This window comes from Micromonospora sp. NPDC005806 (assembly GCF_042871425.1).
Classification (GTDB): Bacteria; Actinomycetota; Actinomycetes; order Mycobacteriales; family Micromonosporaceae; genus Micromonospora.
Window position 1 is genome coordinate 1 of record NZ_JBIAIL010000029.1, and the last position, 25,738, is coordinate 25,738.

Annotated in this window: 22 protein-coding genes; 8 read left to right on the top strand and 14 right to left on the bottom strand. The window is 71.9% G+C overall.

Annotated features, from left to right (window positions below; translation table 11 throughout):
• Window positions 1–112: 112 nt before the first annotated feature.
• From ACFYOS_RS25515 to nrdR, 5 genes are all read right to left on the bottom strand, one after another.
• Window positions 113–1,090, bottom strand: a complete 978-nt coding sequence (locus ACFYOS_RS25515) for a hypothetical protein (RefSeq protein ID WP_387146497.1) — start codon at window positions 1,088–1,090, stop codon at window positions 113–115.
• A gap of 114 nt (window positions 1,091–1,204) precedes the next feature.
• Window positions 1,205–2,140, bottom strand: coding sequence for a DUF2332 family protein (locus tag ACFYOS_RS25520; protein ID WP_387146500.1), 936 nt, complete (start codon window positions 2,138–2,140; stop codon window positions 1,205–1,207).
• Entirely contained in the window at window positions 2,137–2,865 is a 729-nt protein-coding gene (locus tag ACFYOS_RS25525) for a nucleotidyltransferase domain-containing protein (RefSeq protein ID WP_387146503.1), read from the bottom strand. Before ACFYOS_RS25525 ends, ACFYOS_RS25520 begins: the two co-directional genes overlap by 4 nt.
• Window positions 2,866–3,009: 144 nt before the next feature.
• Window positions 3,010–5,898, bottom strand: a complete 2,889-nt coding sequence (locus ACFYOS_RS25530; RefSeq protein WP_387146506.1) for a vitamin B12-dependent ribonucleotide reductase — start codon at window positions 5,896–5,898, stop codon at window positions 3,010–3,012.
• 31 nt (window positions 5,899–5,929) lie between these two features.
• Entirely contained in the window at window positions 5,930–6,430 is a 501-nt protein-coding gene (gene nrdR / locus ACFYOS_RS25535) for a transcriptional regulator NrdR (RefSeq protein ID WP_387146509.1), read from the bottom strand.
• A 542-nt stretch (window positions 6,431–6,972) separates the two neighbouring features.
• On the opposite strand from nrdR, the gene lexA reads away from it, so the two are divergent.
• Complete coding sequence (lexA, locus tag ACFYOS_RS25540; RefSeq protein ID WP_387146512.1) at window positions 6,973–7,758, top strand: transcriptional repressor LexA; 786 nt, start codon at window positions 6,973–6,975, stop codon at window positions 7,756–7,758.
• A gap of 49 nt (window positions 7,759–7,807) precedes the next feature.
• Here the strand turns inward: lexA and ACFYOS_RS25545 are convergent, their stop codons facing one another.
• On the bottom strand, window positions 7,808–9,367 hold the full coding sequence (locus tag ACFYOS_RS25545; RefSeq protein ID WP_387146515.1) for a hypothetical protein: 1,560 nt from the start codon (window positions 9,365–9,367) through the stop codon (window positions 7,808–7,810).
• 48 nt (window positions 9,368–9,415) lie between these two features.
• Window positions 9,416–10,879 carry a GTPase HflX gene (gene hflX, locus ACFYOS_RS25550; protein WP_387146518.1) on the bottom strand — a complete coding sequence of 488 codons (1,464 nt, stop codon included), beginning with the start codon at window positions 10,877–10,879 and terminating at the stop codon, window positions 9,416–9,418.
• Between the two features lie 157 nt (window positions 10,880–11,036).
• Here hflX and ACFYOS_RS25555 point away from each other — a divergent pair, with 157 nt between their 5' ends.
• Window positions 11,037–12,548, top strand: coding sequence for an NAD-dependent malic enzyme (locus ACFYOS_RS25555; protein ID WP_387146521.1), 1,512 nt, complete (start codon window positions 11,037–11,039; stop codon window positions 12,546–12,548).
• A 178-nt stretch (window positions 12,549–12,726) separates the two neighbouring features.
• Here the strand turns inward: ACFYOS_RS25555 and dapF are convergent, their stop codons facing one another.
• The 3 genes from dapF to ACFYOS_RS25570 are packed head-to-tail and all read right to left on the bottom strand — an operon-like array spanning window position 12,727 to window position 15,207.
• Window positions 12,727–13,572: a diaminopimelate epimerase gene (gene dapF, locus ACFYOS_RS25560; protein ID WP_387146524.1), complete on the bottom strand. Its 846-nt coding sequence runs from the start codon at window positions 13,570–13,572 to the stop codon at window positions 12,727–12,729.
• Between the two features lie 7 nt (window positions 13,573–13,579).
• Window positions 13,580–14,491 carry a tRNA (adenosine(37)-N6)-dimethylallyltransferase MiaA gene (gene miaA / locus ACFYOS_RS25565; protein ID WP_387146527.1) on the bottom strand — a complete coding sequence of 304 codons (912 nt, stop codon included), beginning with the start codon at window positions 14,489–14,491 and terminating at the stop codon, window positions 13,580–13,582.
• On the bottom strand, window positions 14,488–15,207 hold the full coding sequence (locus ACFYOS_RS25570) for a hypothetical protein (protein ID WP_387146530.1): 720 nt from the start codon (window positions 15,205–15,207) through the stop codon (window positions 14,488–14,490). The genes miaA and ACFYOS_RS25570 overlap by 4 nt, the downstream gene beginning before the upstream one ends.
• A gap of 203 nt (window positions 15,208–15,410) precedes the next feature.
• On the opposite strand from ACFYOS_RS25570, the gene ACFYOS_RS25575 reads away from it, so the two are divergent.
• Window positions 15,411–16,619, top strand: coding sequence for a DUF349 domain-containing protein (locus tag ACFYOS_RS25575; protein ID WP_387146533.1), 1,209 nt, complete (start codon window positions 15,411–15,413; stop codon window positions 16,617–16,619).
• Between the two features lie 56 nt (window positions 16,620–16,675).
• On the opposite strand, the gene miaB is transcribed toward ACFYOS_RS25575, so the two are convergent.
• Entirely contained in the window at window positions 16,676–18,175 is a 1,500-nt protein-coding gene (gene miaB / locus ACFYOS_RS25580) for a tRNA (N6-isopentenyl adenosine(37)-C2)-methylthiotransferase MiaB (RefSeq protein WP_387146536.1), read from the bottom strand.
• Between the two features lie 52 nt (window positions 18,176–18,227).
• Here miaB and ACFYOS_RS25585 point away from each other — a divergent pair, with 52 nt between their 5' ends.
• Window positions 18,228–18,455, top strand: a complete 228-nt coding sequence (locus ACFYOS_RS25585) for a DUF2277 family protein (RefSeq protein WP_387146539.1) — start codon at window positions 18,228–18,230, stop codon at window positions 18,453–18,455.
• A 28-nt stretch (window positions 18,456–18,483) separates the two neighbouring features.
• On the opposite strand, the gene ACFYOS_RS25590 is transcribed toward ACFYOS_RS25585, so the two are convergent.
• Both ACFYOS_RS25590 and selD read right to left on the bottom strand, forming a co-directional pair.
• Entirely contained in the window at window positions 18,484–18,963 is a 480-nt protein-coding gene (locus ACFYOS_RS25590) for a hypothetical protein (RefSeq protein WP_387146541.1), read from the bottom strand.
• A 234-nt stretch (window positions 18,964–19,197) separates the two neighbouring features.
• Window positions 19,198–20,187 carry a selenide, water dikinase SelD gene (selD, locus tag ACFYOS_RS25595; RefSeq protein ID WP_387146544.1) on the bottom strand — a complete coding sequence of 330 codons (990 nt, stop codon included), beginning with the start codon at window positions 20,185–20,187 and terminating at the stop codon, window positions 19,198–19,200.
• Between the two features lie 197 nt (window positions 20,188–20,384).
• On the opposite strand from selD, the gene ACFYOS_RS25600 reads away from it, so the two are divergent.
• The 4 genes from ACFYOS_RS25600 (at window position 20,385) to ACFYOS_RS25615 (ending at window position 23,725) form a co-directional block, all read left to right on the top strand.
• Window positions 20,385–21,140 carry an amino acid ABC transporter ATP-binding protein gene (locus ACFYOS_RS25600; protein WP_387146547.1) on the top strand — a complete coding sequence of 252 codons (756 nt, stop codon included), beginning with the start codon at window positions 20,385–20,387 and terminating at the stop codon, window positions 21,138–21,140.
• Between the two features lie 56 nt (window positions 21,141–21,196).
• A complete protein-coding gene (locus ACFYOS_RS25605) occupies window positions 21,197–22,129 on the top strand; it encodes a glutamate ABC transporter substrate-binding protein (RefSeq protein WP_387146550.1) in 933 nt (310 codons plus the stop codon).
• A 70-nt stretch (window positions 22,130–22,199) separates the two neighbouring features.
• Window positions 22,200–22,856, top strand: a complete 657-nt coding sequence (locus ACFYOS_RS25610; protein ID WP_387146553.1) for an amino acid ABC transporter permease — start codon at window positions 22,200–22,202, stop codon at window positions 22,854–22,856.
• Entirely contained in the window at window positions 22,853–23,725 is an 873-nt protein-coding gene (locus ACFYOS_RS25615; protein ID WP_387146555.1) for an amino acid ABC transporter permease, read from the top strand. The genes ACFYOS_RS25610 and ACFYOS_RS25615 overlap by 4 nt, the downstream gene beginning before the upstream one ends.
• A 60-nt stretch (window positions 23,726–23,785) precedes the next feature.
• Here the strand turns inward: ACFYOS_RS25615 and rny are convergent, their stop codons facing one another.
• On the bottom strand, window positions 23,786–25,552 hold the full coding sequence (gene rny / locus ACFYOS_RS25620) for a ribonuclease Y (RefSeq protein ID WP_387146558.1): 1,767 nt from the start codon (window positions 25,550–25,552) through the stop codon (window positions 23,786–23,788).
• Window positions 25,553–25,738: the final 186 nt, after the last annotated feature.

Genomic DNA, 25,738 nt, shown 5'->3' on the forward strand with positions numbered 1-25,738 from the left:
CGGCGCCACCAAGCCCGAGCTCGACGAGCCCACTACACCCGACGGCTCAACCTCGAACTTCAACCATGATCCCGAACGGCGGCTGCCGTACTAAGTCGGGGACAGCAGGGGCTCAGTCCTCCTTGCCCGCGTCGGACACCTTCTTGGCGCCTCCCCCGAACAGCACCAGGAGGATGATCCCGCCGAGGATCCACGGCCCGTAGTCGGTCTTCTCCTCCGGAGGCTTCTGCGCCCAGGTCCGCACCTGCAGGAACACCGACGTCCGGTTCCCGGCGACCTCGACCTGCTTGACGGTGAGCAGGCTGCGCCGGCCGGTGTCGGTCACCGCGCAGTACCGGTTCCCCTTGTCGAGATCCTGGTAGCGGAGGGTTTCCGAGACGTAGTCGGTGTTCGCCGCGCACATCGCGTAGGTCGCGGGAGCCTTGCTCTGCACCACGGCGATCTGGGTGCCGGCGGTGAAGCTGCGGGCCAGACCCGTCCCGTCGTTGCCGAGGTCCTGCCGGGAACCGAGCCCGTCGGTGACGTCCCAGTCGGGGCAGAGCGAGTCGAGGTCGGCGTAGAAGCCGGGCGACAGCACGAGCGGGCCGTCGTGGCGGACCACCTCGGTGGACGCGGTCACGCTCGGCGAAGCACCGTCGGCTGCCGGTGAGGCGCACCGTTCCTGCTTCGCAGGTGTCGTCCCGGGCAGGACGGGGCTGGGGCTCGTCGGGTCGGCGATCTCGGTCGGGGCCACCGTGGGTAGGGCCGCTTGGGGCTCATCCTCGCCGGCCACCCCCACCAGTACGACGACCAGCAGACCCCCGGCCATCGTGCCGAGCGCCAGCAGCACGCTGGGCCGCTTGAACAACGTCGACCGCTCGCCCTCGGGCTCCGTCTGCTCCCCGGAAGCCAGGCGTCGCGGGACCTCGACGACGGCGACGACCAGGGCGCCCAGCCCGATCAGCATGCTGATGACACTGGCCGCCTTGTCGGCCCGGTCCAGCGACGCCTCGCCCATCAGCAGGGCGAGCAGTGCCCAGCCGACGAGCGCGCTGACCAGGACCGCCGCGACCGGAGTCCACTTCCACCGCAGCTTCGGGGGCCAGGCCATGCCGGCATGATGCCAGACCGCCGCCAAGCGGATTCATCCACTGTGGCTCATCGTGGCCGACGGGCCTTGCCTCGGCTTCCCGGCAATCCACGCCCGCCTCGAGCGTCGAGGGCGCTACCCGAACCAGGTGATCGCCTGCCCGTGTCCCCGGGTCCAGGCGAGCGGCGTCCCGTCCAGCGCGAGCACGTTGTAGTGCGCGTCGCTCGGCGGCGTCGGCAGCACTGCGTAGGTCAGCACGTCGGGGGCCTCGTTCGCGATCCAGTGCCCTGGGAGCCCGCGTACCACGTCGGCGAACGCGTCCCGCCGGGGCGGAGGCACCTGGTAGAGCACCGAGGTATGGCACACCACCAGCGTCGCGTCGGCCGGTGCCCGCGCGGCCAGCGCCGGCAGATCGTCCACCAGGTCACCGCGGACGAGCAGCGGCGGCTCGCCGGCGGCGACGGCGGCCGCGGCCCGCAGCCGGTCGCGGCGGTGGCGGTGTTCAGGCCAGATGAGGGCGTCCAGCCACGCGACGTCGGCGCTGTCGGTCACGTCGAGCGGGTTGAGGTCCAGGCCGGCCCGCCACACCACCTCGGGCAGGCGGGCCGGTGCCGCCGTGCCGGTGATCACGCAGTCGAGGACCGGTTGACCCGCGCCGATCCGATGGTCGCCGTAGCGGTAGGCGTACCGGTCGGGGTAGAGGCACAGCCCGGCGGACGCGCCGACCTCCAGCAACGCGAGCGGCTGCGGGAGGGCGGCCAGCACCGGCAGCAGTACGGCGCACCGGCCGGCCTCGTTGGTCTGCGTCGCCCGGACCCGCATCTCGGCCTCGACCGCCGGCCAGTTCGCCAGGGTGTAGGCGTGGAACGCGGCCGGATCCTCGACCGGCCCACCGAGGAGGCGCACCACGGCGAACAGCAGGTTCGGCTGCCGCTTGGCGGGTGCGAGCGCCTCCAGCAGGGCGAGCAGCTCGTCGTCCTGGGACACCGCCAGGGCCAGCCGCTCGTACGCGGGTGACACACCGTGGGCCTCGCGGGCACCGAACCTCTCGTAGCTGGCGGCGGTGGTCATGGCCCCTCCCTTCGTGCCCGGGCGACGGTCCGGCGCGCACCGCGCCAGGCGATCAGGGCGGTGCGGAGCCGGGGCGAGGAGACGTTCTCCCCGCGGCGCCGGGCGGCGAGCTGGTCGATCAGCCAGGCCGGGGCGACGGCCTGCTTGACGGCTTCGGACTTGGTGAGCAGTTCGCCGGTGCCGAGCGCGTAGCGCCCCCGGGCCATCGAGGTGAGACCGAGGTCGGCGATGACGGGGTCCCACCACAGCCACGGACGCCGGGCGGCCCAGGCCCAGTAGCCGGTGAGTTCGGCACGGGCCGCCGCGCGTACGTCGTCGGCGCTCATCGGGGGGAACACGTCGCGGGGCGGGGGGCCGAAGATCGCGTACCCGTGACGCACCAGCTCGGCCCGGGTGATCCCGGAGAGGATGCGCTGTACGAGCTGCCGGTGGGTCCAGGTCGGATGCCGCACCTGGACGTCGAGCATCGTCGCGGTGTCGACGTAGACGCAGCCGAGGTGGAGACCCGAGCCGGTGCCGGCGTCGAGGCGACGATGCACCCCGGCGAGTGCGGCCTGCCGGGCCGCGTCGACCGGGCCGCCGACCAGGGCGACCAGGTCGAGGTCGCTGACGCCGGGGAGGTAGTCGCCGGTCGCCAACGATCCGGCGACCAGCAGTCCACTGACCCAGCCGAGCGCCGCGAGTTCCTGGCCGAACTCCGCCACGACCGGCGGTGAGGTCACCATGACGGCAGCCTATGGGACTCCGACCAAACTCCGGCGGCCGAGCCCGTTCCCGCGCCCGCCGGCGGTGCCGGCCCGGCGCACCAGCGACAGAACGCCGCGAGCGCGGCCGGGGATCCCTGCCGCGCTCGCGAGACGGGTGGAACGTCAGCTGCAGCCGCTGGTGGAGCCGCAGCCCTCGCAGACGTAGCAGCTACCGGCCGGCCGCATCTTCGTACCGCAGGTGAAGCAGAGCGGCGCGTCCGCGGCCTTGCCGATCACGGCCTCCAGCAGCTCGGTGCTGGAGCCCACCGACGGCGCCGGCTTGACGACGGCGACGTCCACGACCTCCTGCTTCGGCTGGATGACCGCGCCGACCTTCGGCTCGGGCGCCGCGACCGGGGCGGAGGCGGCCATCGCGGTGAGGTCCGCACCGCTCGCCTCCGCCTCCGCCTCGGCCTGAAGCTGGGCGGCCCGCTCCTTGGCGGTGAAGATGCCCAGCTCCGCGCGGCGCTCGTACGGCAGGAAGTCCAGGGCCAGGCGACGGAAGATGTAGTCCATCACCGAGGCCGCCATCCGCACGTCCGGGTCGTCGGTCATGCCGGCCGGCTCGAAGCGCATGTTGGTGAACTTGCTGACGTACGTCTCCAGCGGGACGCCGTACTGGAGACCGATGGAGATGGCCACCGAGAAGGCGTCCATCACGCCGGCCAGGGTCGAGCCCTGCTTCGACATCTTGAGGAAGACCTCGCCGAGGCCGTCGTCGGGGTACGACGAGGCGGTGAGGTAGCCCTCCGCGCCGCCGACCGAGAAGGAGATCGTCTCCGACGGGCGCTTCTTCGGCAGCCGCTTGCGCACCGGCCGGTACTCGACGACCTTCTCCACGACCTTCTCGACCTCGGCGGCCGGGGTCCCGGCGGCCTTGTTCGGCTTGGCGGCCGACAGCGGCTGGCCGACCTTGCAGTTGTCCCGGTAGATCGCCAGGGCCTTGAGGCCGAGCTTCCAGCCCTCGAAGTAGATCTTCTCGACGTCCTCGACGGTCGCCTGCTCCGGCATGTTGACCGTCTTGGAGATGGCGCCGGAGATGAACGGCTGGACGGCCGCCATCATCCGCACGTGGCCCATCGGCGCGATGGACCGCGCGCCCATGGCGCAGTCGAAGACCGGGTAGTGCTCGGGCCTGAGGCCGGGAGCGTCGACCACGTGGCCGTGGTCGGCGATGTGCTCGACGATCGCCTCGACCTGCTCCTCGGGGTAGCCGATGCTGCGCAGGGCGCGCGGCACGGTCTGGTTGACGATCTGCATCGAGCCGCCGCCGACCAGCTTCTTGAACTTGACCAGGGCCAGGTCCGGCTCGACACCGGTGGTGTCGCAGTCCATCATCAGGCCGATGGTGCCGGTCGGGGCGAGCACGCTGGCCTGCGAGTTCCGCCAGCCGTTCTTGTCACCGACCTTGTTGCCGAGGGTCCACTGCTTGGTGGCCTCCCGCTGGATGGCGGTGGCCACGGTGCCCGACGGCTTGATCTCGTCGTTGGCGGCGGCGTGCTTGCGCATGACCCGCTTGTGCGCCTCGGCGTTACGGGCGTAGCCCTCGTACGGGCCGACGATGCCGGCCAGCTCGGCCGAGCGGCGGTAGGCGGTGCCGGTCATCAGCGAGGTGATCGCTGCGGCGACCTCCCGGCCCTGCTCCGAGTCGTACGGCAGGCCGGAGGCCATCAGCAGCGCGCCCAGGTTGGCGTACCCGATCCCGAGCTGCCGGTAGGCGCGGGTGGTCTCACCGATCTTCTCGGTCGGGAAGTCGGCGAAGCAGATCGAGATGTCCATCGCGGTGATGACGAACTCGACCGACTTGACGAACTTCGCCACCTCGAAGCTGCCGTCGGCACGCATGAACTTCATCAGGTTCAGCGAGGCCAGGTTGCACGAGGAGTTGTCCAGGTGCAGGTACTCCGAGCACGGGTTCGACGCGGTGATCCGCCCGGTCTCCGGGCAGGTGTGCCAGTCGTTGATGATGTCGTCGTACTGCAGGCCGGGGTCGGCGCACTCCCAGGCGGCCTGGGAGATGGTGCGGAAGAGCTGCTTGGCGTCAACGGTCTCGATGGTCTGCCCGTCGAGCCGGCCGCGCAGGTCGAAGCTGCCGCCGTTCTCCACCGCGGTCATGAACTCGTCGGAGACCCGGACCGAGTTGTTGGCGTTCTGGTACTGCACGCTGACGATGTCGGCGCCGCCCAGGTCCATGTCGAAACCGGCGTCCCGCAGCGCGCGGATCTTGTCCTCCTCGCGCGCCTTGGTGAGCACGAACTCCTCGATGTCCGGGTGGTCCACGTCGAGGATGACCATCTTGGCCGCGCGCCGGGTGGCGCCGCCGGACTTGATGGTGCCGGCGGAGGCGTCCGCGCCCCGCATGAAGCTGACCGGGCCGGAGGCGGTGCCGCCGGAGGAGAGCAGCTCCTTGGAGGACCGGATCCGGGACAGGTTGGCGCCGGAGCCGGAGCCGCCCTGGAAGATCAGCCCCTCCTCCTTGTACCAGTCAAGGATGGAGTCCATCGAGTCGTCGACGGCCAGGATGAAGCACGCGCTGACCTGCTGCGGCGACGGCGTGCCCACGTTGAACCAGACCGGCGAGTTGAAGCTGAACACCTGGTGCAGCAGCATCCAGGTCAGCTCGTGCGCGAAGACCTCCGCGTCGGCCGGGGTGGCGAAGTAGCCGTACTCCTCACCGGCGGTGCGGTAGGTCTCGACCACCCGGTCGATGAGCTGCTTGAGCGACCACTCCCGCTCCGGGGTCCCCACCGCGCCCCGGAAGTACTTGGTGGTCACGATGTTGGCCGCATTGACGGACCAGGACTCGGGGAACTCCACCCCGCGCTGCTCGAAGTTGATCGAACCGTCCCGCCAGTTCGTCATCACGACGTCGCGGCGCTCCCAGGTGACCTCGTCGTAGGGATGCACCCCCTCGGTCGTCCAGACGCGCTCGATCTTCAGCCCCGCCCCGGCCTTGTTCCGTGACTTGCTGGTCGTCACGCCCTCGCCCCCCTCGTCGGCGCGGTCACCCACCGCGCCTCGTCAACTGTCAGAAATCCGAAACTCAACTGGTCGCGCCGGCGGCCTCGACCGCCTCGGCCCCGGCGCCCTCCCGGGCCCGCGCGGCGGTCCGCAGCGTCTCGATCTCTCGCTCGAAGTCGGCGAGCGAGTCGAAGGACCGGTAGACGCTGGCGAACCTCAGGTAGGCCACCTCATCCAGGTCGCGCAGCGGCCCCAGGATGGCCAGCCCGACCTCGTGGCTGGGGATCTCGGCGGCCCCCTTGGCCCGCACGGTCTCCTCGACCTTCTGCGCGAGCAGCGCGATCGAGTCGTCGTCGACCGGGCGGCCCTGGCACGCCTTGCGCACCCCGCCGATGATCTTCGTGCGGCTGAACGGCTCGGTCACCCCGCTGCGCTTGACCACCGCGAGCACCGCCTCCTCGACGGTGGTGAACCGCTTGCCGCACTCTGGGCAGGACCGCCGCCGCCGGATGAGCTGGCCGTCGTCGGCCTCCCGCGAGTCGACGACCCGGGAGTCGGCGTGCCGGCAGTACGGACACCGCATCGCCTGACCTCCTTCATCGACCGTGGGCACACCGACCGGCTCCCGGGCACGCGCCGCCGCGACGACGCCATCACTCGATGGCTGACGCCGGGTCGGCGGTACGGGAGTGCGTTCGGTAGTGGAACCCAACCTGTAGGCGAGTTACGCCCGTGTGACTACTACATCTAGGGGTTGACCGTATGCCGTCGCACTAGCGAGGTCAAGTTGGCCGGCGTGTCCGGCGCGTCATCAGAATCACTCACCCGCCCCACCTCTTCCCACCCGTCACCGAGGAGCCCAACGGTTGGCCACCCCGCGGGTCACGGGGCACGACGATAGAACACTCGTTCGAGAGCGACGTACCATTTATCAGAACAGGCGTTCGGAAATCCAGGATTTCCGCGCGACACGCCGACAACAGGTCGTACAGATGTTTGAAAATGGCTGATCTCACCTATACGGTCAACAACGACCGGGCGCGGCGTGTCGCGTCGGACCGGTCAGCAACACCCGTACGCACCACGAGCCGCCAAGGCACCCAGCGCCGACCAGGGAGGACGGACGTGACCGAGGACCGGGCCAGCCGGCAGAAGAACCCGCAACCGATCGACGGGGCGGGTCCGCCGGCGACCCGTCGGCCCCGCACCGCGCGCAGCCGGGCGGCCCAGCCCGCCGTTCGCGCGGTCACGCCGGTGGTCAGCAGCTTCCCCGACCCGACCACGGTCGACCTGACCGCCCGGCAGCGCCGGATCCTGGAGTTCATCCGGACCTGGGTGGAGCGGCACGGCTACCCGCCGAGCGTGCGCGAGATCGGCGAGGCCGTCGGCCTGGTCTCTCCGTCCAGCGTCGCCTACCAGCTCAAGGAGTTGGAGAAGAAGGGCTTCCTGCGCCGCGACCCGAACCGGCCGCGCGCGGTGGACGTCCGCGCCCCCGGCGACGTGCTCGACGACGAGGCGGCCCGCGCCCAGCGGCCCGCGCCGGCCTACGTGCCGATGCTCGGTCGGATCGCCGCCGGTGGCCCGATCCTGGCCGAGCAGGCGGTGGAGGACATCTTCCCGCTCCCCCGCGAGCTGGTGGGTGAGGGCGAGGTCTTCATGCTCCAGGTCAAGGGCGACTCGATGCTCGACGCGGCGATCTGCGACGGCGACTGGGTGGTCGTCCGCCAGCAGCCGACCGCCGAGGCTGGCGACATCGTCGCCGCCATGCTCGACGGCGAGGCGACGGTGAAGACCTACCGACGCCGCGACGGGCACGTCTGGCTGATGCCGCAGAACCCGGCCTTCGACCCGATCCCCGGCGACGACGCCACCATCATGGGTCGCGTGGTCGCCGTGCTGCGCCGGATCTGACGACGCCGGTCCGGGTGACCGCCCTGGCGGCGGTCGCCCGGTTCGTCGATCAGTAGCGGTCGCCCCGGTACTCCCGGCCATCCGACACCGGCCCGTACTGGCCCCGGTCGTCGTAGCCGTGGTCGCCTCGACGGCCACCGCGCGGGTCCCGGTGGTCGGGCTCACGGCGCGGCGGTTCGCCCCGCCCGCCGCCGTACGATCCCCCGCCCTGCTGGCCGCCGCCGTACCCGCCACCGCCCTGCTGGGCGCCGCCGCCGTAGGCACCGCCCTGCGGACGGCCACCACTCTGCGCGCCGCCGCCGTAGACCCCGCCGCCGCCCTGGGGTCGGCCGCCGCCGTACACCCCGCCGGCCGGCGGTCGGCCCGGGGCGTCCCCGCCGTACACCCCGCCGCTGGGGGCTCCGCCGTAGACCCCGCCGCGCGGGCCGCCGGGCGGCGGGGAGAAGCCACCGTCCGCCGGGAACTCGTCGCGGCGCTCCGGCTCCGCCGGCGCCGGCTTGCGCCGGGCCCGCATGATGCCGAAGATGCCGGCGAAGACCATCAGCGCGCCGATCACGCCCAGCGCCGCGATCAGGTACGTGATCTCGTCGAGCGTCAGCCCCTCGATCCAGGACTTCTGCGCGGCCGGCTTCGTCACCTCCTTGCCGCCGTTCGGCAGCGCCTCGACGCCGGCAGCGGACGGCGTGTAGCTGAGGATGTCGATCGGGTCGGCGGCGTCGAGGGAACCACCGTCGGACACGGTGACGAAGGACTTGCCGTCCGCCGTGTAGGAGATGGCCTCGCCGAACGGGTCGGCCAACGGGGTGACCCGGGGCTTGCCGGTGGTGAGGGCCGCGACAATGTTGCCGCCGGTCACGTCGAACTCGAAGGCGTCCGCGTAGGTGCGCAGGACCACCTTGCTGCCGTCGGGCGAGCGGGCCGCGCCGGTGACCAGCATGCGGCCGGGCGCGCCCAGCTTGTTCTCGGTGTTGGTCTTGGGGAGCGTGACCTCGCCGAGCTTCTTCATCGGCACCGCTTCGAGATCGCCGCCGCTCTTCAGCTTCGCCGTGGGCGTGAAGATCTCCGACTTGCCGGACAGGTCCTTGGTGATGACCAGCGGCAGGTTGTCGTCGCCGATCAGCAGCGCCTCGGCGTCGTGCGGCTTGCCCTCCGGGTACACCAGCCGGTGCAGCACCGGCTGCTTGGACCCGCTCAGCGGCATCGTCCAGACGGCGACCCGCGGGCGCCGGGTCTTGCTCTCGACGTTGTCGCCGGTGTCAGCGATCCAGAGGGTCTTCTTGTCCGGCCCGACGGCCAGGTCCTCGGTGTCGAGGGGTCCGTCACCCGAGTAGCGGACCGGGTCCTTCGCGATCTTGCACTTGGCGTCGAGGTAGAAGACGCGCTTTCGGCTCGGGTCATCGGTGCCGTCGTTGATCACGACGTAGCCGGTGCTCGTGGCGACGAGGCCGGACAGCTCCCGTAGGCGCTTGTCCTCGACGGCGCACTTCTTCTTGGGAGCCGCGGCCAGCGCGGGGGCCGCGGCGGGGGCCGCCAGGGCGGTCCCGGCCGGCGCCACGACCGCGCCGACGAGGCTGAGCGCGATCGTGACCGAGGAGACAGCGTGCCGCATGGCGCCAAGTGTCGCACGACCCGCGTGGCGGGCGGTGACGCCGGAGGCTCAGCCCCCGACGGCCACCCGCTCGTCCACGGTGAGCCGGTCCCCCGCCCGGTACGGCGCCAGCTCGGCGGCGAGCGCCTCACCGACCCGTACGTGCAGCAGCGTGCCCTCGGGCAGGTGGGCGGTGCTCAGCACCTCGCCCTGCCGGTGCACCCGGGCCACCAGGTCGCCCCGGTCGTACGGGAGCACGGCCCGAACCTCGACGGCCGGGCGCGGCAGCCGCTGCTCGATCGCCTCACGCAGGCCCTCGATCCCGCGCCCGGAATGGGCGGAGGCGAAGATCGCCTCGGGCCAGAGCCGCTTGAGCCGCAGCAGCGTCTCCTCGTCGGCCGCGTCGGTCTTGTTGACCACCAGCAGCTCGGGCAGCCGGTCGGCGCCCACCTCGGCGAGCACCTCGCGGACCGCCCGGACCTGCTCCTCCGGGTCCGGGTGGGTGCCGTCGACCACGTGCACCACCAGGTCGGCGTCGGCGACCTCCTCCAGGGTCGAGCGGAACGCCTCGACGATCTGGTGCGGCAGGTGCCGGACGAACCCGACCGTGTCGGAGAGGGTGTAGAGCCGCCCGTCGGAGGTGGTGGCCTTGCGGGTGGTCGGGTCCAGGGTGGCGAACAGCGCGTTCTCCACCAGCACGCCCGCCCCGGTCAGCCGGTTGAGCAGGCTGGACTTGCCGGCGTTGGTGTAGCCGGCGATGGCCACCGCGGGCACCGCGTTGCGGGTCCGGCGGGCCCGCTTGGTCTGGCGTACCGTCGTCATGCTCTTGATCTCGCGGCGCAGCCGCGCGATCCGGTGCCGGATCCGGCGCCGGTCGGTCTCGAGCTTCGTCTCACCGGGACCGCGCAGACCCACACCGCCGCCGGCGCCACCGCCGCGGCCGCTACCACCGGTCTGCCGGGAGAGCGTTTCACCCCAACCGCGCAGCCGCGGCAGCAGGTATTCGAGCTGGGCCAGCTCGACCTGCGCCTTACCTTCGCGGCTCTTGGCGTGCTGGGCGAAGATGTCGAGGATGAGCGCGGTCCGGTCGACCACCTTGACCTTGGTGCGCTGCTCCAGGTTGCGCAGCTGGGACGGCGAGAGTTCACCGTCGCAGATCACCGTGTCAGCTCCGGTGGAGAGCACCACCGCGCCGAGGTCGTCGACCTTGCCTCGACCGACGTACGTGGCGGGGTCGGGCCGGTTGCGCCGCTGGATCAGCCCCTCCAGCACCTGCGAGCCGGCCGTCTCGGCCAGCGCCGCCAGCTCGGTGAGGCTGTTCTCCGCGTCCTCCTGGGTCCCCTCGGTCCAGACGCCCACCAGGACGACCCGCTCCAGCCGGAGCTGGCGGTACTCGACCTCGGTGATGTCGGTGAGCTCGGTCGAGAGGCCGGGGACCCGCCGCAACGCCTGCCGCTCCGACAGCTCGAACTCGCCGGTGGTGGCCTCGAGCTCGTCGTCCTCGTAGGGGAGGTAGGTCTCCTGCTCTCGCAAACTGCGTCTCCTGTCCGTTATGTCCATCGCCAAGGCATTTTCGGCGCGTACGAGCAATCCTGACATGTGACAACGCACCACGCACCTGCTATATGCCCGTGGCGCTACCCACTGGTAGTGGGGTCGGATGCCGGTCCGACTGGGCGGGCGAGTACAAATGCCAGGCGAGCCGATCAGCGATGACGGAGGAGTTTTCGTGGCCATCACCCGACTGCCGAGCGCCGGATTCTCGATCACGATCCGGATCTCGGTACCCGCGGACGCCTCCTCCATCGGACGGCTGACCACCGCGGCAGGCGAGGCCGGCGCCATCGTCACCGCGCTCGACGTGGTCGACTCCGACCCGTCCCACGTGATCGTCGACCTCACCTGCGACACCGCCGACGCTGGCCACGCCGACCAGGTGGTGAAGGCGCTGACCGCGCTCGAGGGGGTGGACGTCCGCAAGGTCTCCGACCGGACGTTCCTGCTGCACCTGGGCGGCAAGATCGAGGTCAGCTCGAAGGTCGCGCTGCGTACCCGCGACGAGCTGTCCCGCGCGTACACGCCGGGCGTGGCCCGGGTCTGCCAGGCGATCGCCGAGAACCCGGCCGACGCCCGCCGGCTCACCATCAAGCGCAACACGGTCGCCGTGGTCAGCGACGGCTCCGCCGTGCTCGGCCTGGGCAACCTCGGCCCGGCCGCCTCGCTGCCGGTGATGGAGGGCAAGGCGGCGCTGTTCAAGCGCTTCGGCGGGGTGGACGCCTGGCCGGTGGTGCTCGACACCCAGGACACCGACGAGATCGTGTCGATCGTCAAGGCGATCGCGCCGGCGTACGGCGGGATCAACCTGGAGGACATCGCCGCGCCGCGCTGCTTCGAGATCGAGGCCCGGCTGCGCGAGGCGCTGGACATCCCGGTCTTTCACGACGACCAGCACGGCACCGCGATCTGCGTGCTGGCCGCGCTGACCAACGCGCTGCGCGTGGTGGGCAAGCGGCTGGAGGACGTCCGGGTGGTGGTCTCCGGCGCCGGTGCGGCCGGCACCGCGATCATGAAGCTGCTGCTCCGGCAGGGTGTGGGCGACATCATCGCGTACGACCGGCAGGGCGCCCTGCACCGCGGGCTGACCGACCTCAACCCGGCCTGGCAGTGGCTGGCCGACCACACCAACAAGGAGAACTACTCCGGCGACCTGCCCGGGGCCGTGCGGGGCGCGGACGTGTTCATCGGGGTGAGCGCGCCGAACCTGCTCACCGGCGAGGACATCGCCACCATGGCCAAGGACGCGATCGTCTTCGCGCTGGCCAACCCGGACCCGGAGGTGGACCCGCGGGAGGCGCGCAAGTACGCCGCCGTGGTCGCCACCGGCCGCTCCGACCAGCCGAACCAGATCAACAACGTGCTCGCCTTCCCGGGCGTCTTCCGGGGCATGCTCGACGCGCACGCCGAGGAGTTCACCGAGGAGATGGCGATCGCGGCGGCCCGGGCCATCGCGGACGTGGTCGGCGAGGACAAGATCAACCCGACGGTGATCGTGCCGAGCGTCTTCGACTCCCGGGTCGCCCCGGCGGTCGCCGCCGCGGTCCGCGCCGCCGCCCAGAACCCGGCCGCCACCCCGCCCCCGGCCGCCGACCCGGGCCCGGCCGACCTCCCCGAGATCGCCGCCAACGCCAGCGCCACCCCCTGACCCACCGCCGCACGTCCTGGTGCCCGCTGGCCTCGCGCGTCGCGGCCACCCCCTTACAGGCCCTGAAAGCGATATGCCGCTGAGACATATTTATGTCTCAGCGGCATATCGGTGAAGAGTCTTGTGCCGTCCGCAGCCGCGACCCGCCCGGCCCGCAAGGCGAGGCGCGGCCGGGTGGTCAGGGCAGGAGGGCGGGGAGGGTGATCTCGCCGGTGGCGACCAGGACCGCCGGGCCGGAGAGCCAGCAGGAGTCCTCGGTGACCGTCACCGTGAGGCGGCCGCCGGGGACGTCCACCGTCATCGAGCCGGTGTCCAGGCCGGCGTCCCGCAGGGCCGCCGCGGCCACCGCGCAGGCGCCGGTGCCGCAGGAGAGCGTCTCGGCGGAGCCCCGCTCGTAGACCCGCATCAGCACGTGCCCGTCGGTGCCGTCCACCGGCTCGCCCGGGGCGGTGAACTCGACGTTCACCCCGGCCGGGAAGGCGGACGGGTCGACGTCGGGTGCCCGGGTGAGGTCCAGGCCGGCCAGTTCCAGCCCGGCGGGGAGGGCGCAGACCAGGTGCGGATTGCCGACGTCCACCGCTGCGCCGGTCAGGGTCAGTCCGCCGATGGTCGCGGTGGCCGTGTCGTACAGCCTGGGCCGGCGCATCTCGACGGCGACGGCCTCCCCCTCGACCCGCGCGCGCACGACGCCGGCCCGGGTGGCCAACGGCAGCGCCGCGCCGGACGGGGTGGCCAGACCGGTCTCCAGCAGGTAGCGGACGAAGACCCGGGCGCCGTTGCCGCACATCTCGGCGAACGAGCCGTCGGAGTTCCAGTAGTCCATGAACCACTCGGCCTCGCCGGCCAAGGCGGCGCCCTCCGGGTGCTTGGCGGCCCGCACCACGCGCAGCACGCCGTCTCCGCCGATCCCGCGACGCCGGTCACAGAGCGCGGCGACCAGGCCGGGCGTCAGGCCGAGCGCGCCGTCCGGGTCGGGCAGGATGACGAAGTCGTTGCCGGTGCCGTGGCCCTTGGTGAACTCCACGCCCCCATCATTCCCGATTCGCGGCAACCGTCCGCAGCGCGGTCGGGACAAGGTCCGGCGCGGACGAGTCCAGCCAGTGGATCCGCGGGTCGCGCCGGAACCAGGACCGCTGGCGGCGGACGAACCGCCGGGTGGCCCGGATCGTCTCGTCGTGCGCCTCGACCTCGGTCAGCTCCCCGGCCAGGAAGCGCAGCACCTGCTGGTAGCCGAGCGCCCGGCTGGCCGTACGCCCCCCGGGCAGGCCGCGGCCGACCAGGGTCTGCGTCTCGGCGACCAGGCCGTCGGCCCACATCCGGTCCACCCGCAGCGCGATCCGCTCGTCCAGCAGCGCGGTGTCCAGGTCCACGCCGAGCTGCACCGACGGGTAGTACGGCGTCGGCTCGGGCAGCGAGGCGGTGAACGGCGCTCCGGTCAGCTCGATCACCTCCAGGGCCCGGACGATCCGCCGCCCGTTGGTCGGCAGGATGCCGGCCGCCGCCAGCGGGTCGGCCGCCCTGAGTCGGGCGTACAGCGGGGCCGGGCCGGTCGCGGCCAGTTCCGCCTCCAGCCGCTCCCGCACCGCCGGGTCGGTGCCGGGGAACTCGAACTGCTCCAGCACCGCGCGCACGTAGAGCCCGGAGCCGCCGACCAGCAGCGGCACCCGGCCCCGGGCCAGGATGCCGTCGACCGCCGCGCGGGCCACCTTCTGGTACTCGGCGACGCTGGCCGGCTCAGTCACCGCCCAGATGTCGAGCAGGTGGTGCGGCACACCCTCCCGCTCGGCCGGGGTCAGTTTGGCGGTGCCGATGTCCATGCCCCGGTAGAGCTGCATCGAGTCGGCGTTGACCACCTCGCCGTCGAGGGCGTGCGCGAGGGCGATGCTCAGCGCCGACTTCCCCGCCGCGGTCGGCCCGACCACGGCGATCACCGTGCCGGTCATGCGCAGGCCCAGTTCGCCACGAAATAGGAAACGCCGTAGGGGGCCTGGTGGTAGCTGAGCTCGCCGCGCCAGTCGCCGCCCGCCGCGCGGACCGCGCCGGCCAGCACCTGCCACGGGGCCCGCCCAGCCACCTTCAGCTCCGCCGACAGCACGGGGTCCAGGCCGAGCAGGGCCTCGGCGTCCGCGTCGGCCAGGGCCAGGGCCACCCTCTCGTCGTACGCGGGCGCGCGCGGGTCGTCGTAGCCGGGCGCCTTGACGCCCCGGCAGGCCGACCCATCCCCCAGCACCAGCAGCGCGACCCGCCCGTCCGTCTCGGCGACCAGGTCCGCGCCGAGGGCGGCGCAGTCGGCCGGGGAGGCGTCGGCGGCCACCGCCCGGGCCAGCCGCGGCAGCTCGGTGCCGGACCGGTTCACCAGCCAGGCGCCGATGGTCAGGCTCAGCGGCAGGGCCTCGACACCCGCGCAGTTGGTGTGCCAGATCCGGACATAATGGTGCAACCCAAAGGGCAGCAGCGATCCGTAGTCGGCGGTGCCGAATCGCTCCGTCTCCGGCCCGGCGCCGAGCAGCAGGATCACCCCGGGGTCGGCGGCGAGCAGCCGGGCCACGGCCGCGTCGGCGGCGGCGCCGAGATCGTCCAGCTCCGGCGCGGCGGCGCCGGCCAGTTCGGGTACGAGCAGGGGCGGATGGGGGCAGACGGCGGCGGCGACCAGAGGCACCCGTTCAACCTATCCGGCTCGCCGGGTGCGTTCCCGCGCCGATCCGGTCATCGAGGCGCTACGACACCGTATGGTCACGGTCGACGACAGGCGCTCGACACGGACCGGGTCGGACCTGTGACAATGCCCGGGAGTACTTTGCTGCGCCGTGGCGGCGATCGAGGGGGCAGTCCCGTCGACGCCGGGAGAACGAGGATGGGCACATGAGCGACTGGACTGCCTTCGGACGGGTGGACGAGGACGGCACCGTCTACGTCAAGACCGCCGAGGGCGAGCGGGTGGTCGGATCTTGGCAGGCGGGGGCTCCGGAGGAGGGGCTGGCCCACTTCGCCCGGCGGTTCGCCGACCTGGTGACGGAGGTGGACCTGACCGAGGCCCGGCTCAACTCGGGCGCGGCGGACGCCGGCCACTCGCTGACCACGATCCGGCGGATCCGCGCCTCGCTGGCCGAGGCGCACGTGGTCGGGGACATCGACGCGCTGGCCGCGCGCCTGGACAAGCTGGCCGGCGTGGCCGAGGAGAAGGCCGGCGAGGCCAAGGCGGCCCGGGACGCCGCCCGCGGCGAGGCCCTGGCCCGCAAGACCGCCCTGGTGGAGGAGGCGGAGAAGCTGGCCGCCGAGTCGACCGGCTGGAAGACCGCCGGAGACCGGCTCAAGGAGATCCTCGACGAGTGGAAGACCATCCGCGGCGTCGACAAGAAGACCGACGGTGAGCTGTGGAAGCGGTTCGCCGCCGCCCGCGACTCGTTCACCCGCCGCCGGGGCGCCCACTTCGCCTCCCTGGACCAGCAGCGCAAGCAGGCGCAGTCGGTCAAGGAGGAGCTGGTCGTCGAGGCCGAGAAGCTGAAGGACTCCACCGACTGGGGCGTCACCGCCAACCAGCTCAAGGACCTGATGGCCCAGTGGAAGGCCGCCCCGCGGGCGTCCAAGGAGGCCGAGCAGAAGCTCTGGGAGCGGTTCCGGGCGGCGCAGGACGCGTTCTTCAGCCGGCGCAGCGAGGTCTTCTCGGCGCGGGACAACGAGCAGCGCGCCAACCTGGAGCGCAAGCAGGCCCTGCTGGCCGAGGCCGAGGCCCTCGACGTCGACGGCGACCCGAAGGGCGCCCAGGCGAAGCTGCGGGACATCCAGGCGCAGTGGCACGAGGCCGGCCGGGTGCCCCGCGAGGCCGCCGCCGGGCTGGAGCGCCGGCTGCGCGTCGTGGACGACAAGGTCCGCGAGGTCATGGACTCGGCGTGGCGGCGCACCACCAAGGAGGACAGCCCGCTGCTCGCCCAGATGCGGGCGCAGGTCGCCGAGGCCGAGGAGCGGCTCACCCGGGCCCAGGCCGCCGGTGACGCCCGGCGGATCAAGGAGGCCGAGCAGGCGCTCGCCTCCAAGCGGCAGTTCCTCCAGCTGGCCGAGCAGGCCAGCTGACCTGAAAGGAAGGGGCCCTTGTCAACGCCAGGCGTTGACAAGGGCCCCTTCCTCATTCAGCAGGTGGCGCAGCCGCCGGCGGGCGCGGGCGCCGCGGCCGGCGCACCGATGGTGGGCAGCCCGAGCAGCACCCCGGGGGTACGCGGCGCCCGCCCCGCCTCGGCGGCGTCACCGGCCCGGGTGCGCCGGTGCGACCGCGGCTCGCCGTCGGCGTTGAGGTGGTGCGGGGCGGCGTACGTGACGGTGGTGTGCACGATGTCGCCGGGGCGGACCTGCCCGGCCAGGCTGCCCGCGTCGAAGTGGACCAGGCGGCCGTCCCGGGCCCGGCCGGACATCCGGCCGGTGCGCTCGTCCTTGCGGCCCTCGCCGACGGCGACCAGCACCTCGACGGTCTCGCCGACCAGCTTCCGGTTCTCCGCCCAGGTGATCTCCTCGACCGTGGCGATCAGCCGCTCGTAGCGCTCCTGTACGACCTGCTTGGGGAGCTGGCCGTCCATCGTCGCGGCCGGGGTGCCGGGGCGCTTGGAGTACTGGAAGGTGAACGCCGAGGAGAACCGGGCCGCGCGGACCACGTCGAGGGTCTGGTCGAAGTCGGCATCGGTCTCACCGGGGAAGCCGACGATGATGTCGGTGGTGATCGCCGCGCCCGGCATCGCCGCCCGGACCTTCTCGATGATCCCCAGGTACTTCTCCGACCGGTACGAGCGGCGCATCGCCCGCAGCACGTCGTCGGAGCCGGACTGCAGCGGCATGTGCAGCGAGTGGCAGACGTTCGGCGTCTCGGCCATCGCGGCGATCACGTCGTCGGTGAAGTCCTTCGGGTGCGGGCTGGTGAACCGGACCCGCTCCAGCCCCTCGATGTCGCCGCAGGCGCGCAGCAGCTTGCCGAAGGCGTACCGGTCGCCGAACTCGACACCGTAGGAGTTGACGTTCTGCCCGAGCAGGGTCACCTCCAGCACGCCCTCGTCGACCAGGGCGCGCACCTCGGAGAGGATGTCGCCGGGGCGGCGGTCCTTCTCCTTGCCGCGCAGGGACGGCACGATGCAGAACGTGCAGGTGTTGTTGCAGCCGACGGAGATCGACACCCAGCCGGCGTACGTCGACTCGCGCCGGGTCGGCAGCGTGGAGGGGAACACGTCGAGGGACTCGAGGATCTCCACCTCGGCGGCGGCGTTGTGCCGGGCCCGCTCCAGCAGCACCGGCAGCGAGCCGATGTTGTGCGTGCCGAACACCACGTCCACCCAGGGGGCCTTGCGGACGATCTCGCCGCGGTCCTTCTGGGCCAGGCAGCCGCCGACCGCGATCTGCATCCCGGGGTGCTTGTCCTTCACCGGGCGCAGATGACCCAGGTTGCCGTAGAGCCGGTTGTCGGCGTTCTCCCGGACGGCGCAGGTGTTGAACACCACCACGTCGGGGTTATCGTCGGCCTCGGCGGCGCGCACGTAGCCGGCCTGTTCGAGCAGGCCGGAGATGCGCTCGGAGTCGTGCACGTTCATCTGGCAGCCGTACGTGCGCACCTGATAGGTGCGCGGGCTGCCCGCGGCTGCGGTAGTCATGACCCGGACAGCGTATCCGGGACGAGCTGGTCGGAACGAACGAGGAGGAGCCGTGTGCCGGAGCATCAAGACCCTGCGTGAGCCGTACGTCCCGGTGGTCACCGAGGAGGACATCCGGGCGGCCGCGCTGCAGTACGTCCGGAAGATCTCCGGGTTCCGTACCCCGGCCGCCCACAACGCCGCCGCGTTCGACGCCGCGGTGGACGCGGTGGCCGCCGCCACCGCGACGCTGCTGGACCAGCTCGTGGTCCGCGGTCAGCAGCCGGCGGCCCGGGCCTGACCCGGCCGGCGGCCCGCGCCGCTGCCGGTCAGGCGGCGGCGAGGGCCGGGGCGACCGAGTCGGGCGCCCAGCGCGAGCGGTGGCACTGCGACCAGCCTCGGCAGCCGGGGTGGGCCAGGGTGCAGAGCCGCTGCCCGCTGAGCATCTCGCCCTCGTCGGTCTCGGCGACGTCGAAGTGCACCGGGCGGATCGTGCCGTCCGGCGCGACCAGCAGGTGCCGCCCGGCGTCGAGGGTGTCGTCGCCCATCAGGCAGTTGCGGTCCAGCAGCCGGGCCAGCGCCGCGAGGCTGGGCAGCTCGGGCAGGCCCTCGGGCACCCCGTAACAGTCGACCATCGTGCCGTACGCCCCGGGCGCCTCCCAGACGTCGCAGATCACCGCGTACGTGGGGAGTCGGGCCGGGTCGGCGACGGCGAGGGGCATCACCACCCGGCCGAGCGCCTCGGCCAGCGCCGGGTAGACCTCCACCGGCGCCGCACCGTCGATTCTCCAGTTCCACAGCTCGGTCATGCCGCCTCCTCGCTGTGCTCGTCCCACCGGCCTCCGGATCGGGCCTTACTGACGATGGTGGGGTGCATATGACCTCAGCCGGGAGCAAGTTACCGGTCTGTGACCATTCCGGGCAAAATTGTTCCGGCTGATGTTGCCCAGAGTAGCGGGAAGATGACAGTTTATCGGGTATGGTGCCGCGCTCACGGCGGGAATCACCGGGGCCGTGCCGGATTCGCGAGCGCGACCTGACGGTCAGCGGACCCGCACCAGGTGGTCGCTCGGCGGCAGCAGCTCGCCGATCACCGTGCCGCCCGGCACCTCGCCGGCGACCAGCAGCCCACCGGAGGTCTGCGCGTCGGCCAGCAGCAGCCGCTCCCCCTCGTCGACGCGGCTGAAGTCCGTCCACGGGGTCACCCAGTCGAGGTTGCGCCGGGTGCCGCCGCTGACGTACCCGTCGCGCAGCGCCTCCCGGGCCCCCGGCAGGTACGGCACGGCCGCCGCGTCGACGGCGACGGTGAGCCGGCTGGCCCGGGCCAGCTTCGAGGCGTGCCCGAGCAGCCCGAAGCCGGTGACGTCGGTGCCGCAGCGGAGGCCGGCGGCGACCGCGGCACGGGCCGCGTCCCGGTTGAGCCGGGTCATCGAGGCGACCGCCTCCGGGAACCGCTCCCCGGTTCGCTTGTGCCGGGCGTTCAGGACCCCGACGCCGAGCGGCTTGGTCAGCGACAGGGGCAGGCCGGCCCGGCCGGCGTCGAGGGTGATCAGCTCCTCCGGACGGACCACACCGGTCACGGCCAGGCCGTACTTCGGGCCGTCGTCGTCCACGCTGTGCCCGCCGGCCAGGTGGCAGCCGGCCTCCCGGGCCACGTCCTGGCCGCCGCGCAGCACCTCCCGGGCCAGCTCCAGCGGCAGCACGTCCCGGGGCCAGCAGAGCAGGTTGAGCGCGACGAGCGGGGTGCCACCCATGGCGTACACGTCGGAGAGCGCGTTGGCCGCGGCGATCCGGCCCCAGTCGTACGCGTCGTCGACCACCGGGGTGAAGAAGTCGGCGGTGCTGACCAGCCCGGTCCGCTCGTCCAGCCGGACGACCGCGGCGTCGTCGCCGTGCTCCAGCCCGACCAGCAGATCGGCCGCGCCGGTGGCCGGGCCGAGCCCGGCCACCATGGCCTCCAGCTCGCCGGGTGGGATTTTGCAGGCGCAGCCCCCGCCGCGGGCGTAATCGGTCAGCCGGAGCCGGTCGGTCATCCCCACATGATCTCCGCAAAGCACCGGGCCCGCCACCCGGACGGGCCGGATCGTGACGGAATTCGGACGCCCCGGCACCCCGGGGACCGGTGTTACCGCTCCGTGACCATTCGAGTTGCGTTCTGCCACATGACGCCGCCTACAGTGGCCCAACCGGGGGTCGACCGACCCCGCTTCCGCGACCAACGACAGGGACGGTGGACGACGTGACGACGGGCGAACCGCTCATCGTGCTGGACGGGGTCAACAAGTGGTTCGGCCCGCTGCACGTGCTCGACGACGTCTCGCTCTCCGTCGGCAGGGGTGAGGTGGTCGTGGTGATCGGCCCCTCGGGTTCCGGCAAGTCGACGCTCTGCCGCACGATCAACCGGCTGGAGCCGATCAACTCCGGCACCATCACCTTCGACGGCACCCCGCTGCCCGCCGAGGGCAAGCCCCTCGCCAAGCTGCGCAGCGAGGTCGGCATGGTCTTCCAGTCGTTCAACCTCTTCGCGCACAAGACCATCCTGGAGAACGTCACCCTCGGCCCGGTGAAGGTCCGCAAGGAGAAGCCGGCGGCCGCCCGCGAGCGAGGCCTGGCCCTGCTGGACCGGGTCGGCATCGCCAACCAGGCCGACAAGTACCCGGCGCAGCTCTCCGGCGGCCAGCAGCAGCGGGCGGCCATCGCCCGCGCGCTGGCCATGCAGCCCAAGGCGATGCTCTTCGACGAGCCGACCAGCGCGCTCGACCCGGAGATGGTCGGTGAGGTGCTGGACGTGATGACCTCGCTGGCCCGCGACGGCATGACCATGGTCGTGGTCACCCACGAGATGGGCTTCGCCCGACACGCGGCCAACCGGGTGATCTTCATGGCCGACGGCAGGCTCGTCGAGGACGCGCCGCCGGCCGAGTTCTTCGCGAACCCGCGCAGCGAGCGGGCGAAGGACTTCCTCTCCAAGATTCTCACGCACTGAGCGTCCGTAGTGGAGCGCGCCGTCCCCCGGCGGCTTCGTCGAAGAAGGAGATGAATATGCGTTACAAGCGCGTGGCGGCGGTCGCCATGATGGCCTCGCTCGCCCTGTCGGCCGCCGCGTGCGGCAAGGAGGGGAACCCGACCCCGAGCGGCGGCGGCGCCAGCGGTGCCGCGCAGTCGGACGACTGCAAGAGCTCGGGCGTGACCTTCACCCCGAAGACGGACGCCAACGTCGCCGGCAGCTCGACCTTCCAGAAGATCAAGAGCGGCGGCAAGGTCACCGTCGGCGTCAAGTTCGACCAGCCGAACCTCGGCTACAAGGACGCCCAGGGCAAGCGCTGCGGCTTCGACATCGAGATCGCCCAGTACGTCGCCAGCACGCTCGGCGTCGACCCGGCGAAGATCGAGTACAAGGAGATCGCCTCCGCCAACCGGGAGACCGCGATCAAGGGTGGCGAGATCGACTACTACGTCGGCACCTACTCGATCACCGACAAGCGCAAGAACGACGTCTCCTTCGCCGGCCCGTACTTCGTCGCCGGCCAGGACCTGCTGGTGCGCAAGGACGACTCGTCCATCACCGGCAAGGACGGCCTCAAGGGCAAGAAGGTCTGCTCGGCCACCGGCTCCACCCCGATCCAGCGGGTGCGGGACGAGGGCCTGACCGAGCCGAACAACATCGTCGAGTTCAAGACCTACTCCGAGTGCGTCTCGCAGCTGCTCGACAAGAAGGTCGACGCGGTGACCACCGACGACGCCATCCTCAAGGGCTACGCGGCGCAGAACCCGGACGAGCTGAAGGTCGTCGGCCAGCCGTTCAGCACCGAGAAGTACGGCATCGGCCTGCCCAAGGACGACAAGGCGCTGCGCGACTACGTCAACGACCAGATCGACGCGGCGTTCAAGGACGGCACCTGGCAGAAGATCTACGACGGCACGCTCGGCAAGTCCGGCTCCTCGGCGACCCCGCCGCAGCTCGAGCGGTACTGACGTTCCGACGCCAGACCGGGCGGGGAGCTTGCTCCCCGCCCGGTCCCCGTCCCGAGAGTGAGAGCGAGGCATGGGCGAGTTCTTCCGCGTCCTGACGGACAACCAGCAGGTGTTCCTCGACGGGTTCACGAACACCGTCAAGCTCTTCCTGATCGCAGCGGTCGGCAGCCTCGTCCTCGGTACGCTGCTCGGCGCGATGCGGGTCTCCCCGGTGCCCGCGCTGCGGGCGTTCGGCGCCGCGTACGTCAACATCGTCCGCAACACCCCGCTGACCCTGGTCTTCGCGTTCCTCGTCTTCGCGGTGCCGAAGCTGGACGTGAACATCGACTACTTCCCCAGCGCCTTCATCGCGCTGACCGTCTACACCGCGGCCTTCGTCTGCGAGGTGGTCCGCTCCGGCGTGAACACGGTGGCGACCGGTCAGGCCGAGGCCGCCCGCGCGCTGGGCATGACCTTCGGCCAGGTGCTGACGCTGATCGTGCTGCCGCAGGCGCTGCGGGCGATGGTGCCGCCGATGATGAGCGTCTTCATCGCCATGCTGAAGAACACCACGATCGCCGCCGGCTTCTCGGTGCTGGAGGCGGGCGCGATCCCGGCGTACATGGCCGAACGGGGTGAGCCGCAGTTCGTCGTGCTCACCTGGATCGCGATCGGCTTCCTGATCCTGATCCTCCCGCTGGTGGTGCTCCAGCGGTTCCTCGAGCGCAAGTGGGCGGTGGCCCGATGAGCAGTGGAAGCGTCCTGTACGACCTGCCCGGGCCGCGGGCCCGGCTGCGCAACCGGATCCTCGGCATCGTCTCGATCGCCGCGATCGCCGCGCTGGTCGCGTTCATCGGCTACAAGTTCGACCAGACCGGCCAGTTCGAGGCCCGCAAGTGGGAGCAGTTCCAATACTCCTCGGTGCAGCGCGAGCTGCTCATCGGCCTCTGGGCGACGCTCAAGGCCGCCGGCATCGCCACCGTGCTGGCGCTGCTGTTCGGCGCGGTCTTCGCCGGCGCCCGGCTCTCCGACCGGTGGATCCTGCGCGCCCCGGCCACCTTCGTGGTGGAGCTGTTCCGGGCCATCCCGCTGCTGATCCTGATCTTCTTCGGCTACTACGTGCCGCTGCAGTACGGCTGGTCGATCGACAAGCTGTGGGCGCTGGTCATCGGCCTCACCCTGTACAACGGATCGGTGCTGGCGGAGATCTTCCGGGCCGGCATCAACGCGGTGCCGTACGGGCAGTCCGAGGGCGCGTACGCCATCGGGTTGCGCAAGAACCAGGTGCTGCGGCTGATCCTGCTGCCGCAGGCGTTCCGGTCGATGCTCCCGGCCATCGTGAGCCAGCTCGTGGTGCTGCTCAAGGACACCGCGCTGGGCTTCATCATCACGTACCCGGAACTGCTCTTCGTCGGCAAGCAGATCGGTGGCCGGCTGCCGTTCGGGCTGCCGTACGTTCCGACGTACCTGATCGTCGCGGCCATCTACATCTCAATCTGCGGTCTGCTCTCCATCCTGGCCTGGTGGCTGCAGCGCCGGCTGACCCGGCTGCCCCGCACCGCCGCGACGGTGCTGCCGGCACAGGACATCGGCCGGGACGCCTCGGCCCTGATCTGACCACGACACGACGGGCGGGTGGGGTCTCCCCCACCCGCCCGTCGGCGTCTGTACGGTCCCTCAGCGGGCGATCTCGGTGACCCGGGACTCGCGGACCACGGTCACCCGGATCTGACCGGGGTAGGTCAGCTCCTCCTCGATCTGCTTGGCCACGTCCCGGGCCAGCACCGCGGCGCCGATGTCGTCGACGTCCTCCGGCTTGACCATCACCCGGATCTCGCGACCTGCCTGCATGGCGAAGACCTTCTCCACGCCGAGCTTGCCGGCCGCGATCTCCTCGATCCGCTCCAGCCGCTTGACGTACGCCTCCAGGCTCTCCCGCCGCGCCCCCGGCCGGCCCCCGGAGCAGGCGTCGGAGGCCTGGGTGAGGACCGCCTCGATGGTCTGCGGCGGCACCTCGTTGTGGTGCGCCTCGATGGCGTGGACGACGTCCTCGCTCTCGCCGTACTTGCGGGCCAGGTCGGCGCCGATGATGGCGTGGCTCCCCTCCACCTCGTGGGTGAGCGCCTTGCCGATGTCGTGCAGGAACGCGCAGCGCTTGATGGTCGGCACGTCCAGCCGCAGCTCGGCGGCCATGATGCCGGCGATGTGCGCGGTCTCCACCAGGTGCTTGAGCACGTTCTGCCCGTACGACGTCCGGTAGCGCAGCCGGCCGAGCAGGGTGACCAACTCCGGGTGGATCTCGGTGATCCCCACCTCCACCAGCGCGTCCTCGGCGGCCCGGTGGCAGAGCTCCTCGACCTCGTGCCGGGCCAGGTCGTAGACCTCCTCGATCCGGTGCGGATGGATCCGCCCGTCGAGCACCAGCTTCTCCAGGGTGAGCCGGCCGACCTCGCGGCGTACCGGGTCGAAGCAGGAGAGCAGCACCGCCTCGGGGGTGTCGTCGATGATCAGGTTGACCCCGGTGACCGACTCGAAGGCGCGGATGTTGCGCCCCTCCCGGCCGATGATCCGCCCCTTCATCTCGTCGCCGGGCAGGTGCAGGACGCTCACCACGCTCTCCGCGGTCTGCTCGCTGGCGACCCGCTGGATGGCGTCCACCACGACGTGCCGGGCCCGCTGCTCGGCGGTGCTGCGGGCGTCCGCCTCGATGTCCCGGACCAGCAGCGCAGCCTCCCGCTTCGCCTGACCCTCGATCGACTCGACCAACTCGACCCGGGCCGCCTCGGCGGTCAGCCCGGCCACCCGCTCCAGCTCGCGGCGACGCTGTTCCTCCGCCTCGGTGAGGGCCCGCTCCCGCTCGACCAGCGCGGTCTCCCGGGCGGCGAGGGCGGCGCTGGCGGCGGTGAGCTGCCGCTCCCGCTCGGCGAGCCGCTCCACCTCCTCGGTGTGCAGCCGCTCCCGCTCGTCCATCCGGGCGGCCCGCCGCTCCACCTCCGCGGCCTGCTCGCGGGTGGTCGCGGCGAGCACCGCCACCTCCCGCTCGCCGCTGCGCCGGGCGGCGGCGCGGAGCTGCTCGGCGTCCGCCTCGGCCTGCTTGTGCGCCCGTTCCAGCACGGTGTCGGCCTCGGCGCGGGCGTCGTCGAGGACCCGCCGGGCCTCGGCCCGGGCCGCCTTCGCCTCGGCCTTGGCGGCGGCCGCCTCGGTGCGGGCCGCCGCAGCGGCCGACTTCGCCACGTCGATGGTGCTGTTCGCTTCGTCGGCGGCGCTGCGCAGGGCCGCCAGGGACTGCTCCTGCCGGTCCTTCTCGGCGATGAAGGCCGGGTCCTCGGGGGCGGGCGCGAGGCTGATCCGGCGCAGGATGCGGGCCCCGAACAGGACCGCGCCGACCACCACGACGGCGAGGAGCAGCACCGCCACGAGGAGGACCACCTCGATGGCGCTCATGCCGCCGCTCCCCGCACCCGTTCCGGACCGCCGCCGGGCGAGGAGCGGCCGGCGACGCACCGAGGACCGCCGGTGAACCTGTGCCGCCCCGCCATGGCCGCCTCCCCTGAACGTCGGCGCCGCAGGCAGCGTGCCGCTGGGCACGCGCCTACGGCTCTGGACGCCCGACCGGAGCGGCTGGCCGTG

What these genes read in the sequence shown, in the direction of transcription:
- ACFYOS_RS25515 (WP_387146497.1), bottom strand. Translation starts at nt 1,090, where the DNA reads ATGGCCTGGCCCCCGAAGCTGCGGTGGAAGTGGACTCCGGTCGCGGCG.
- ACFYOS_RS25520 (WP_387146500.1), bottom strand. Translation starts at nt 2,140, where the DNA reads ATGACCACCGCCGCCAGCTACGAGAGGTTCGGTGCCCGCGAGGCCCAC.
- ACFYOS_RS25525 (WP_387146503.1), bottom strand. Translation starts at nt 2,865, where the DNA reads ATGGTGACCTCACCGCCGGTCGTGGCGGAGTTCGGCCAGGAACTCGCG.
- nrdR (WP_387146509.1), bottom strand. Translation starts at nt 6,430, where the DNA reads ATGCGGTGTCCGTACTGCCGGCACGCCGACTCCCGGGTCGTCGACTCG.
- ACFYOS_RS25545 (WP_387146515.1), bottom strand. Translation starts at nt 9,367, where the DNA reads ATGCGGCACGCTGTCTCCTCGGTCACGATCGCGCTCAGCCTCGTCGGC.
- ACFYOS_RS25555 (WP_387146521.1), top strand. Translation starts at nt 11,037, where the DNA reads ATGCCAGGCGAGCCGATCAGCGATGACGGAGGAGTTTTCGTGGCCATC.
- miaA (WP_387146527.1), bottom strand. Translation starts at nt 14,491, where the DNA reads ATGACCGGCACGGTGATCGCCGTGGTCGGGCCGACCGCGGCGGGGAAG.
- ACFYOS_RS25575 (WP_387146533.1), top strand. Translation starts at nt 15,411, where the DNA reads ATGAGCGACTGGACTGCCTTCGGACGGGTGGACGAGGACGGCACCGTC.
- miaB (WP_387146536.1), bottom strand. Translation starts at nt 18,175, where the DNA reads ATGACTACCGCAGCCGCGGGCAGCCCGCGCACCTATCAGGTGCGCACG.
- ACFYOS_RS25590 (WP_387146541.1), bottom strand. Translation starts at nt 18,963, where the DNA reads ATGACCGAGCTGTGGAACTGGAGAATCGACGGTGCGGCGCCGGTGGAG.
- selD (WP_387146544.1), bottom strand. Translation starts at nt 20,187, where the DNA reads ATGACCGACCGGCTCCGGCTGACCGATTACGCCCGCGGCGGGGGCTGC.
- ACFYOS_RS25605 (WP_387146550.1), top strand. Translation starts at nt 21,197, where the DNA reads ATGCGTTACAAGCGCGTGGCGGCGGTCGCCATGATGGCCTCGCTCGCC.
- ACFYOS_RS25610 (WP_387146553.1), top strand. Translation starts at nt 22,200, where the DNA reads ATGGGCGAGTTCTTCCGCGTCCTGACGGACAACCAGCAGGTGTTCCTC.
- ACFYOS_RS25615 (WP_387146555.1), top strand. Translation starts at nt 22,853, where the DNA reads ATGAGCAGTGGAAGCGTCCTGTACGACCTGCCCGGGCCGCGGGCCCGG.
- rny (WP_387146558.1), bottom strand. Translation starts at nt 25,552, where the DNA reads ATGAGCGCCATCGAGGTGGTCCTCCTCGTGGCGGTGCTGCTCCTCGCC.